General features: G+C 67.9%; 9 protein-coding genes and 3 pseudogenes. 9 read left to right on the forward strand and 3 right to left on the reverse strand.

Annotated features, from left to right (window positions below; genetic code table 11):
• Nucleotides 1–362: 362 nt before the first annotated feature.
• Entirely contained in the window at nt 363–1,253 is an 891-nt protein-coding gene (locus WKC72_RS39235; RefSeq protein WP_370185208.1) for a LysR family transcriptional regulator, read from the reverse strand.
• A gap of 69 nt (nt 1,254–1,322) precedes the next feature.
• Here WKC72_RS39235 and WKC72_RS39240 point away from each other — a divergent pair, with 69 nt between their 5' ends.
• The 6 genes from WKC72_RS39240 (at nt 1,323) to WKC72_RS39265 (ending at nt 7,858) form a co-directional block, all read left to right on the forward strand.
• Nucleotides 1,323–1,922 (forward strand): short chain dehydrogenase, encoded by a 600-nt coding sequence (locus tag WKC72_RS39240; RefSeq protein ID WP_370185209.1) that lies wholly within the window; start codon nt 1,323–1,325, stop codon nt 1,920–1,922.
• 93 nt (nt 1,923–2,015) lie between these two features.
• On the forward strand, nt 2,016–3,236 hold the full coding sequence (locus tag WKC72_RS39245; protein WP_370185211.1) for an NAD(P)/FAD-dependent oxidoreductase: 1,221 nt from the start codon (nt 2,016–2,018) through the stop codon (nt 3,234–3,236).
• 699 nt (nt 3,237–3,935) lie between these two features.
• On the forward strand, nt 3,936–5,177 hold the full coding sequence (locus WKC72_RS39250; RefSeq protein WP_370185213.1) for a trans-acting enoyl reductase family protein: 1,242 nt from the start codon (nt 3,936–3,938) through the stop codon (nt 5,175–5,177).
• A gap of 583 nt (nt 5,178–5,760) precedes the next feature.
• Nucleotides 5,761–6,006, forward strand: coding sequence for a helix-turn-helix transcriptional regulator (locus tag WKC72_RS39255; protein ID WP_370185214.1), 246 nt, complete (start codon nt 5,761–5,763; stop codon nt 6,004–6,006).
• Nucleotides 6,007–6,227: 221 nt separating this feature from the next.
• On the forward strand, nt 6,228–6,923 hold the full coding sequence (locus WKC72_RS39260) for a class I SAM-dependent methyltransferase (RefSeq protein WP_370185216.1): 696 nt from the start codon (nt 6,228–6,230) through the stop codon (nt 6,921–6,923).
• Between the two features lie 449 nt (nt 6,924–7,372).
• Nucleotides 7,373–7,858: a hypothetical protein gene (locus WKC72_RS39265; protein WP_370185218.1), complete on the forward strand. Its 486-nt coding sequence runs from the start codon at nt 7,373–7,375 to the stop codon at nt 7,856–7,858.
• A gap of 184 nt (nt 7,859–8,042) precedes the next feature.
• On the opposite strand, the pseudogene WKC72_RS39270 reads toward WKC72_RS39265, so the two are convergent.
• A pseudogene (locus WKC72_RS39270) lies at nt 8,043–8,990 on the reverse strand (phosphatidylserine/phosphatidylglycerophosphate/cardiolipin synthase family protein).
• 534 nt (nt 8,991–9,524) lie between these two features.
• On the opposite strand from WKC72_RS39270, the gene WKC72_RS39275 reads away from it, so the two are divergent.
• The 3 genes and pseudogenes from WKC72_RS39275 (at nt 9,525) to WKC72_RS39285 (ending at nt 10,873) form a co-directional block, all read left to right on the forward strand.
• Nucleotides 9,525–9,710 (forward strand): hypothetical protein, encoded by a 186-nt coding sequence (locus WKC72_RS39275; RefSeq protein WP_370185220.1) that lies wholly within the window; start codon nt 9,525–9,527, stop codon nt 9,708–9,710.
• Between the two features lie 241 nt (nt 9,711–9,951).
• Nucleotides 9,952–10,291 (forward strand): annotated as a pseudogene (locus tag WKC72_RS39280) (Lsr2 family protein).
• A 336-nt stretch (nt 10,292–10,627) separates the two neighbouring features.
• Nucleotides 10,628–10,873 carry a hypothetical protein gene (locus tag WKC72_RS39285; protein ID WP_370185222.1) on the forward strand — a complete coding sequence of 82 codons (246 nt, stop codon included), beginning with the start codon at nt 10,628–10,630 and terminating at the stop codon, nt 10,871–10,873.
• Between the two features lie 196 nt (nt 10,874–11,069).
• Here WKC72_RS39285 and WKC72_RS39290 read toward each other — a convergent pair.
• Nucleotides 11,070–11,332: pseudogene (locus WKC72_RS39290) on the reverse strand (hypothetical protein); the annotation flags it as partial.
• Nucleotides 11,333–11,361 lie beyond the last annotated feature (29 nt).

The raw sequence follows: 11,361 nt of genomic DNA on the forward strand, positions 1-11,361 counted from the left end.
CGCCCATCTGACCAGCTCCGACGGTCTTTCCGGGTCACGACGCCGGGAGTGCGGCGCGATCCCGGACCCATCCGGGACCGGCCGGACTGCTCGACCGCCGGTGGCATGACACCCGGTCCGTCAATCCCAGCGATCACCAACGCCTGCAAACCGACCACGACCGGCGTGCCGGCGAAAACACCTCGCTACAACAGCGGGTGCAACAACAAGACATCCTCATCACAGAACTTCGCGAAGACCTCACCGCCTCCCGGCGCGCGCACACCGAGGACATCGCACGACACAGCGCGGACGAAGCCGTCCCAATTCACAGCAAGAAACAATCCACAGCAGGGAAACAATGACGATCCGCGTCGACGGCTTCACGTGCTGTCCGCCGCAGCGGCGGGTCTATTCTGCACCTTCTTCAGGAACCGGCCGGCGTGGGCGATGAAGCGGTCGGTCATCGGGTGAGGGTCGCGCCGGGGCCATGCCAGATACACCGGCACCGGGGCGATATCGGGCAGCGGCGTGTAGCTCACCCCGGGATGTGGATGGCTGTATTCGGTGGCGTCGCTGGTCAGCCCGATCGCTTCCCCGGTGGCGATCGCGGTCAGCCACTCGTCCACATTCGCCACCACCACCGTTGCCGTGGGTCGTTGCTCGTCCGGCCAGAGGTCGAGGTCCGCGGTTCCTGCGGTGGCGCACAACGCGATACGGCGTGCGGACAGCTCGCCGAGCGTCACCGCGTCCGTCCGCGTCAGTGGATCGTCCTCGGCCATCGCCACGATGCGGTCCTCGTACCCGAGCAGGACATGCTCGAAGGTGTCCGGCCCGGGAACGGACCGGAAGAACGCGACGTCGATCTCGCCCTTGCGCAGGGCCAGGTCGGGGTTGTCGACCTGCCGGACCACGAGGGTGGTCGCGGGATGGGCGTCCTTCCAGGTCCGCAGCAACGTCACCGTGTGCCGGCCCAGCGCCGACCACGCATACCCCACCCGCAGCGGAGCGGGCCCGGACGTCGCCTCGGCGATGGCGTCCTCCACGCTCTGCAGGATGCGGTGCGATCGCTCCCAGAGCAGTCTGCCGGCGTCGGTGAGCGTCAGACTGCGGGTGGTGCGTTCGACCAACTCGGTGCCGATCCGGTCCTCGAGCTGACTGAGAGTGCGTGAGAGGGCCGGCTGCGCGATGTGCAGCGCGGCGGCCGCCGCGGTGATACTTCCCTCGTCCCCGATCGCGGCGAGAGCACGCAGGTGCCGCAACTCGATATTCATAACAATCAAGCATAACCGGTCGTCGGAAAGTATTTCTCTTCGCTTCGCGGCGTCGATAACTTCAGGTTCATGAACATTCTCCTCATCGGTTCCACCGGTACCCTCGGCTCCGCCCTCCACACCGCCCTCACCGACCGCGGCCACAAGGTGATCACCGCCAGCCGCAACGCCGGGGACGTCCGCGTCGACCTCACCGACCCGGCGTCGGTCACAGCCCTCTACGACAGCGTCGGCACCGTCGACGCCGTCGCCAGCGCCGCCGGCACCGTTCCCTACAAGACCATCCAGGAGATGACCGCCGACGACTACACCGCCGCCTACACCGGCAAGGTCCGCAGCCAGATCGAGCTGGTCCGCCAGGGCATCGACCGGATCGCACCGACCGGGTCGTTCACCCTGATCACCGGGATCCTCGCCCGCACCCCCATCCCCACCGGCACCGCCGCCTCACTGGCCAACGGGGCGCTCGAGGCGTTCGTGCGCGCCGCCGCCATCGAAATCGCTCCGCAGCGCATCAACGCCGTCAGCCCCACCGTCTTCACCGAGGCCCTTACCGCCTACGGCGACTACTTCCCGGGTTTCCCGTCCGTGGACCTCGGTGACGTCGCGCAGGCCTACGTCCGCTCGATCGAAGGCGCCCAGACCGGCCAGGTCTTCGAACTCGGCTGAACCACGATCCGAGTTCGAGGCCGCGACCGAATCCGAGACCGCTGGCGCGAACTCCGCCCCTGACCACTGCCCGCAAGGAAAGCAACTCACCTCATGACTACTGCCCCCATCCGGACACAGCCCGCCCACGGCTCCTACGACGTCGTCATCGTCGGCGGCGCCACCAGCGGTTCCGCGATCGCCTGGTACCTGAGCACCAACCCCGACTTCACCGGCTCCATCCTGGTCGTCGAACGCGACGCGGCGCTGACCCGGTCAGCCACCGCGGCCAGCAACAACTGCATGCGCCAGCAGTTCGCCACCCGGATCAACGTCGAGATCGCCCAGTACGCCGCAGAATTCGTCAAGAACTTCCGGGAAAACCTGGGCGGCGACCCCGCCATCCCGCACCTGCCGATCCGCAACTTTGGATACCTCTACCTCGCCGACACCGAGCAGTTCGCCGACACCCTGCGGCAGGACCAGCGGCTGCAGGCGTCCTGCGGCGCCGGCACCGAAATCCTTTCCCGGGAGCAGATCGCCGGCAAGTACCCGTTCTTCCACCTCGACGACATCGTGGCCGGCAGCCTCAACACCGTCGACGAGGGTGCCTTCGACGCCCCTGTCATGGTCGAATGGCTGCGCCGCAAGGCCCGCGAAAACGGCGTCGACTACATCGAGAACGACGTCGTCGCCATGGCCCGCGCCGGGGAGCGCATCGAAACCATCACCCTGGCCACCGGGGAGCGCATCGCCGCCGGCACCGTCGTCAACGCCGCCGGCACCCGGGCCGGTGCGATCGCCCGTCTGGCCGGCGCGGACCTGCCCATCGAGGCCCGCCGTCGCTACACCTACATCTTCTCGGCGGAAACCCCGCTCGATCAGGATCTGCCCCTGACCATCGACCCCACCGGGGTGCACATGCGCTCCTACGGCGACAGCGATTATCTCGTCGGCTGCCCACCCCTGGTCGGTGACCCGGCCGTGGACGTCGACGACTTCGGTTACGAGGATCGCATCTGGGAGGACAAGATCTTTCCCGTGCTCACCCGCCGCCTGCCCGAACTCGGCACCCTGAAGGTGACCGACTCCTGGATCGGCCACTACGAGTTCAACACCTTCGACCACAACGCGATCCTCGGCCCCCACACCGAGGTCGCGAACCTGGTCATGTGCGCCGGGTTCTCCGGGCACGGCAGCCAGCAGGCACCGGCCTGCGGCCGCGGTGTCGCCGAACTGATCACCTACGGACAGTTCCGCACCCTCGACCTCACACCGCTGACCTACCAGCGGATCGCCGACAACACCCCCCTCGTCGAACGAGCCGTCATCTAACCCTCCCGACCGGCCACTGACACTCGATATTCCGCCTCGGGGCCGTCACCGCACACGCGGTCACGGCCCCGAGGTCGTGAACCCCGACGCGCCGCCACTGAAACTCACGCCGCCCGGCTGTCGATGTCGCCCGATTCGATGCGACGGCCCCGACCGGCCGACCCGACGCCATCACCCACCGGGGCACGCGGACACGTCCGCGAGCGGCGGCCGGGACGGTTGCAGCATCGGTGTCCACCACGCTGATCTCCCAGCGGCGCGGGCATCACTCACGTCCGCCCCCAGGTGTCACGGACCGACCTGCCCTATCGGAACACCGGTCCGCCGCGGGTGATCGACCTGAAACCTCCAACAGCGCTGACAAGCACTGACGCCAAGCAGACCTCTGACCGGCGCACATGAGCGCGAGGGGTAGATAACCAACGGCCACCCGCTGGGGCCAGCAGATTTTGTTCGCAGAACACCCCCCTGTGGCCCGGTATCACCCCCCGATGCCGGGCCACACACCCGTGCGGAAAGGGCAAACTCATCGAGAAGGCGCCGTCGCCGCCTGCGCCCGGAACGGGTCGTGAACTGGGAATATGACACGTCCCCATCAATTCGGGTTCGAGGGGATCTGCCCCACCACCCCGGCATACGGTTACGTAGGGTTACATCTACCTCTTCTGTCTGATCCGCGTCGCTTGTAGGCTTCCGCGCATGACTGACAGCGGACGTGAACTCGATCTCGTCATCTACGGTGCCACCGGGTTCGTCGGACGGTTGCTCGCCGACTACCTGGCACGCACCGCCCCCGGCGGTGTGCGGATCGGACTCGCCGGACGGTCCCAGGCGAAACTCGAGGCCACCCGGGCGGCGCTCGGGCCCCGCGCGGCCGATTGGCCGATCGTCCTCGCCGATGCCGACGACCCCGTCGCGCTCGCCGGGCTGGCTTCCCGCACACGGGTTGTCGCGACCACGGTGGGACCGTACGCGAAGTACGGCACCGAACTCGTCGCCGCCGCCGTCGCGGCCGGCACCGACTATGTGGACCTGACCGGGGAGGTGTTGTTCGTCCGCGAGAGCATCGACGCCCACCACGACAAGGCCCGCGCCAATGGTGTGAAGATCGTGCACTCCTGCGGCTACGACTCGATTCCTTCCGACCTGGGCGTGCACGTCCTGCACGAGAAGGTCCAGGCCGACGGTGCCGGGGAACTGACCGACACCACCCTGGTCGCGTCGCTGAGCGGCGGCGTCTCCGGCGGGACGATCGACTCGCTGCGCACCCAGATCGACCTCTCCCGGGGCGATGCGGCCCTGCGCCGGCTCGCCGCCTCCCCGTACTCGCTCAGCCCCGACCGGACGACCGAACCCGACCTCGGCCGGCAATCCGACGTCCCCATGGTCGACGGCACCGAGATCGCCCCGCGGGTCCGCGGGTGGAAGGCGCCGTTCGTGATGGGCGCGTACAACACCCGCATCGTGCGGCGCAGCAACGCGCTCCGAGGTTGGGTGTACGGCCGGACGTTCAGGTACCGGGAGGTGATGAGCGTCGGTGACTCGCGCCTGTCCCGGCTCTACGCGGCCGGTGTCGCGGCGATCCTCGGCGGCCTCGTGCTCGGGCTCAGCGTTCCGCCCGCCCGGTACGTCCTCGACCGGATCCTGCCCGCACCCGGCGAGGGCCCCAGCGAGAAGACGCAGAAAAATGGTTACTTCGCGATGGACATCTACACCACCACCACGACCGGCGCCCGGTACGCGTCCCGGGTGGCGGCGCAGGGCGATCCCGGCTACCGGGCCACCGCGGTCCTGCTGGGGGAGTCCGCCCTGAGCCTGGTACTCGACCGCGACCGGCTCCCCGACGAGGCCGGTGTCCTCACCCCGGCCACCGCGCTCGGCGACGCGCTCGTCGACAGGCTGCGCAAGGCAGGGGTGGAGATTTCCGCCCGAAAACTCTGACGTGAAGCGCGCACGGCGCCGGGCCGATCCGCGCCCGGGGGGAGATGTGCCCCGACCGGCCTTAAGCGCGCATCATCATCTCCGAGCGATGGTCACGCACCTCGGCCGTTGTGGCGCCTGGGCGGGCATCGTCGCCGCCGAGGTAATCGGTGTGGGTGCGTCCAGGACGCCCTTCTACAAGGGGACCCGACAGCCGGCGGCCGGCCTACGTTCGGGAGCCGAGCTGAAGCGCCCCTGCGCGGCTGCCGTGGAGGCCTCGGCCACCGCGGTCGGGGCCGCGGTGTGGCACAGGAGAAGCCTTCGCCGGCAGCCCGGAGGAGAGGCGCGAGAGGTCGGGGACATGTCATCTCCCCAGCTCTTCGCCCTATTCCGCCGCGCGGCGCTCGGCCGCTGAGCGTTTCGCTTCCTCGAATACGTGACGCGCCTGGCCCCCGGAGCACGTTCCGCCGGAACGTGCTCCGCAAAACCTGTTCGCGTGGCTCGAACCTTGCAACGTATCGCTGTATCGTGGGGCGGCACCGACCGCAACCGGACACCCCGCCGGCATCGCCGACAAAGGCGATGAACAGAAAGGGGCTCACCGATGGCCAACCCACATCGACTGACCACCGCTCAGGCCCTCGAGTTGATCAAGGACGAAACCGGTAACGAGCTGTCCGCCTCGACGTTCCGCGGCTACGTCTCCCGTGGGCAAGCGCCGGCACCGGTGGAGTGGATCGGCCGCACCCCGCTGTTCAAGCGCTCGGAGATCACCGAGTGGGCCCACAACAGGCCCGGCCAGGGCGCGCGCACCGACCTGCGCACATCACGCCGGCGCCGCGCCGGATAATCACCCTCGTTCCCGGGACACCGGAGAGTCGACATGCCGACGGAATATCATGATACCCAACGAATCCCGGTGCCGTGTGCGTACTTCTCAGATGAGGGAATGCAGTGCGTGAATGTGGTGCCCCGCGACGGAAGGTTCTGTGACCGTTAGGATCGTCCACGGCCTGCGGGGGATCGGCTTCGCATATCCATGACAGATCAACGATCAGGGGGAGCACGCACATGACAGCCGGTGAGGTCACTCAGGCGGAAGAGGACGGAGCCAACAAGTACAGCCGCGCCGTCCTCGCGGCGTACGACACCTTCGTCCTGAAGTGGAGCAACACCTACGCCTGGCGTTGCCCCCGCGAACGGCTCCTGGCCCACTACAACACCCACCTGGGTGGCCGGCACCTCGACATCGGCCCCGGCACCGGCTGGTACCTCCACCAGGCCACCTACCCGACCGCGGCGCCGCAGATCACGCTGATGGACCTGAATGCCCACACGATGGCGATGACCACCGGTCGGCTCGCTGACCGGAACATCACCCCCGAGGTTCACACCGGAAGCATCCTCGCCCCCATCGACCCCGCCGTGGGGGTATTCGATTCCGTCGCAGCGAACTTCGTGTTCCACTGTGTTCCCGGAACCTGGGCGCAGAAGGGGGCAGCGTTCGGGCACATCGCCCGGGTCGTCGCCGACGACGGGGTGTTCTTTGGCTCCACCATCCTCGGCACCGGTGTGGAGCACAACTTCTTCGGCCGCACCCTCTGCGCCCTCTACAACGGGCCGATCAAGGCCTTCGACAACCGGGCCGACGACCTCGATGGCCTGCGCACCGCGCTGTCGGCAGCATTCGAGACTGTCGACATCACCGTCATCGGAACCGTGGCGGTGTTCGCGGCGCACCGACCGCGGCGCACCCCGCCGCAGTAGGACACTCACGACCTTCCTCCTCCGGGCAGGGATGCGAACGAGACCGGAGACGACCGGGACGAGTATGTGACGGCCACGCCGCTTGCTGGGTCCACACACCGCCGCGGGTTGTGTCATGCTGGGGGCAGCAGAGAGTCGACGTCGGGGGACAACATGACTGTTCATACATTGGTGCGATCCACGGGCCGGCGGGGCTGGACGGTGCGGTGCGATCAGTGTGAGCACACCTTCGCCGCCGCGGTCGCCAGTCGAGCCCAGGCAGTAGCTTTTGCCGAGTCGAACGGGTGGATCGTCGGCGAGCGCACCTGGTGCCCGATGTGCGCAGCGGCCCACACCGCCCGCCGCACAGCCTGACCCACCGACCCCCAGCCGTGATCCGGAACTCCGAAGGGGTTGCCGGGCTGTGAGGATGAACTCGAACATTGTCGACTGCATTGAAGGGAAATGTTGTGGGGGAGCTGGCCGCGGCGAGCAAGGCGCATGTGATGGTGTCGTACTGGTGGAGCCGCGGGGACGGTCTCGTCAACCACCAGCTCGGCCAGATCCTCACCCGCGCAGCAGGTGTGGACCAGGTCGACATCACCGACCCGCAGTCGATCGACCGGGCCTTACGGATCGCGGTCGCCGACCCCGCGGTGCTGGCCGAGCTGGACCAGTGGTGGCAGATGGTCGAAACCCGCAGGGCCGGCAACGGCACCCGCAACCCGGGTCTGAATCTGGGTCTGGAGCAGTCGATTCGGTACCTCACCGACCGGCTCGACGCCGCCGCCGTCACACCGGAGGCGCTCGGCGAGTGCCGTCGGCAGGTCGCCGCGGTCGATCAGACGATCATCGGCGCGAAGGACCTTCCCGAACTCGCGCACCCGGACGCCGAGATGCTCGATCTCCTCGCCCGCTACCTGGAAGCGCGTTCACGCGTTCTGGCCCTGGTGTAACCCCACCCTCGGGTCAGCCAATGCCGGCGGCGGGCCATCGGGCAGGATCGGTAAACCCGCAATCCGAGGGAGCGACCTGCCAGCATTGCCGGTGTGGCCTGTGTTGTCCGTGATGAGGCGGCTGGCCGAGCACGTGGGGGACGTGTCGTTCCCACTGGTGAAGGCGGATCAATCTCTGGACGGTTCAGAGGTTCCAGAGTTGGAGCAGAGCGGTCCGCAGTCCGGCGGAGGCGATCCGATGGTCGGCCCGGAGGCGGGGATTGGGGTGCCCGAGGTCAGCGAGTGCCCGTTCGGCGTCCGGCACCGCGATGGGGGAGAGGTCCACCCGGCTACGTAGCAGGTGTCCGATGGCCCCGGAGGTGTGGGGGATCGCGATCGCCTCGGAATCCACCACCGCGGGTGCGTGAATCCAGTCGTTGTCGGCGGTGAGAAGACCAACACGTCACCGCGCTCGAGGCGGGTGTCGGACTTGTCGTGGTGAAACCATTCGAGATGGTACTTCGCTGCCGGCCCGGCAGGGCCGCGATGCCGGCGGGGCCTGCGTTGCCCACGTGTGCCGCTCGGTAGGACCGGGCGTGTAGTCGACGGTGTGTCGAAGAAACATCCGGGGGATCTTTGCGGGCAGGAACCCGGGGTCGGCGCGCCCGCGGCTCGTGACCCCGGGCAGTGGTACCGCCCGACCGATCTGCCACTGCGCGATCGCGTTGTCGAGGAACGCCTGATCGACCTCGGTGATCTCTTCGATGCCGTCGATGAACGTGCGGGCGGCGGCGACAACCTGGGGGTCGTCGGTGATGACGGCGGCCTCGTCGGCGAGGGTGGAGCTGTGGGAGGCGTTGGCGGAGCCGATGACCGTCCGCCGGCCGGTGGCGATGACATTGGCGTGCAGGTTCGGTGACGACAGCACCCGAACTCCGGCGTCCAGGTAGTAGGCGAGCGCGACCGGGGAGGTCGCGTGTGCGCGTACCGCGGCGCGGGAGGCGTTGACGACGAGGGTGTCCCCGGCGCGCAGCGGCAGCAGGGTGGGCGCGTCCTGGCCGAGGTGCGCGATCGCAGCATGCCGGGGACCGCGGGTGCGGATCGCGCGGGTGATGTGCGGCCACGGACTCGGTCCGTGGAAGGTGGTCCCCATACCTGGCAACGGTATCGGTGCGAATAGCCGGTTGCAGGCCAATGAACTGCACCGACGACATGTCCCCCTTCGCGCCGGGGACCGACCCGCGTCGCCGCTACCGGTATGAGGCGGCTGCGTCACCAGTGTGTGGCGGTGCACCGAATCCCGATGGGTCGACGGTGTGGCAGGGGAGAGGTGAGGGCAAATCCATCACGGTGTCGTAAGTGCCGAGACCGGCTGGGTTGCCGCCGGCAGGGTGCGCATAGCCATGTGCTGTCATGGCGCCCCGCCCGACAGGGCAAAGCTGCGAGGAAGCTTTGATAGCTAGCGTAGCGAGCAAAGTGCGTCGACTGAGGTGGTCGCGCCGGCGATGGTGCCTCGTCCGGCACGGCCACCCTCACAAAGTGGGCTTGGTGGCGCCGACTCGAGGTCATGGTCCGCCAATGCTGGGTGTCACGAATCTGTCGGGTTCGGACTCCGGGGGCTACTTCGTCGGTCGGGTATGCGATTCTGTTGCCACAGTTTGGATTCGGTGTTCGACGTGAGGGTGACATGACTGCGCAGATAATCCAATCCAGTGGACACAACGGGTGGGCGGTGCGGTGCGATCTGTGTGAGCACCGATTCGAGACCGCGGTCGCCGGACAAACAGCGGCCGTGGCGTTCGCCCGGATCAACGGGTGGGTCGTCGGCGAGACCACCCGGTGCCCGATGTGCGCGACTGCCCGCATCGGCTGAGCGTCAGACCCCCTGTGCGGTTCGGCGTACCGGTAGGTTCCGGCAACTCGGAATCACCCACAGCCGCTGAACATTCGGCTGGCCGAGCGTGGTCGGACACCGTCACCGACGGGCCTCGGACCCGAAGGTGGTGGCGAAGGGCGGCGAATCAGGTCCGTTCCCACCCTGCCGAACTCGCCGGGGCTACCTGGTACTTCCAGTACTGCCGTCTGGTCCGTACCGACGAACGTGAGGAGTGGATCTGTGGCGACACAAGGTCGTGGTGGAGCTGGTCGACGGCACCGTGTTCGGTGAGGACGGCGAAAGCATCAGCTATGCCGTCGACGGGGTCGAGATGTGATCGACCTGAAGGATGAGCACGCGAAGGAGCTTCGCGAGACGTTCGAGTACTACATCGCCCACTCCACCCGGGTGGGGGCCGCAAACACCGCTCGGACCGGTCGGCCACCCCGGTCGCGGCGCGGCGCTCGTCGGGCGAGGCGAAGAGGATCCGTGCCTGGGCGCTCGAGCAGGGGCACAAGCTGTCCTCCCGCGGCCGCATCCCCGCAGAGAACGAGCAAGCCTTCCACGACGCCCACTGACCTGTGACCGTGCAGGCACATCCCTCCCCGAGCGGACACGCGCCTCGGATCCGCCGTCGAAGTGCGGTCTCGGCGACGGCGGCTCAGTCTCCATTCGCCCACTCTGCGTTGGAGCCGATGCTGTAGTCGCTGGAGCCCAGGTCCACGCCCGGCGAACGGCGAACGGCGAACGGCGACGCATTCGTCGACTTGGGTGCGGCCACGGTGCAACTCGTCCACCACGGCCGCTGACGATTTTGGGTTGCCCCGTCTGCGACCCGCCTGCGCCGGTTGTGGCGGCACGCCACTGTTGTTAATAGGATGCGTTGACACACAACGACAAAAGGTGGGGCTTCCATGTACGACCATGACCCTATGGGACGGATCAACATTCCGGCCCTGCGGTTCTTCATGACTTCGGCGCGCGTCCTGGTCAAGGCGGCGTTGGTGCTCATCGTCGTGGGCATCACGGCGCTCTTCGTGCTGGACCTGGAAGGGTCGTTCACGGCGAGATTGGCGGTGGGCGGTCCGGCGGTCATTCTCCTACTCGGGGGCGCTGCAGCACTCGCGCTGTCGAGGTCGAAGCTGACAGAACTGCGGTAGCCGAAGAATCGTTTTCATAGCTCACTCCGCCATTTCGTCCCGGGCGGGTGCGACAGTCGGTTTGTCCAGATTGGAGCCGAGGACGGGGCCATCCTCGCCGGCAAACCTGCCGCCCCGCGAGGCCGTGCGCACCTTCCTCACCGATCACCACGCATGGGTGCGCATCAGCCCGGCCACCGTCCAACGGGTCAGCGCCGGCAAGCTCTCCAGCGTGCAGGTTAGGTGACGACAGCACCCGCACCCCGGCGGCCACGTAGTGCGCGAGCGCGGCCGGGGAGGTGGCGTGCGTGCGCACCGCGGCCCTCGAGGCGTTCACGACGAGGACGTCTCCGGCGCGCAGCGGCAGCAGGTCGGGGCGTCCTGGCCGAGGTAGGCGATCGCGGCGTGCCGAGGTCCGCGCGTGCGGATGGCGCGGGTGATGTGCGGCCAGGGGCTCGGCCCGTGGAAGGTGGTCCCCATACGCGGAAAGAGTAGCGGGATGATCACTG

Source organism: Rhodococcus wratislaviensis, from assembly GCF_041228765.1.
GTDB classification, from domain to species: domain Bacteria; phylum Actinomycetota; class Actinomycetes; order Mycobacteriales; family Mycobacteriaceae; genus Rhodococcus_F; species Rhodococcus_F wratislaviensis.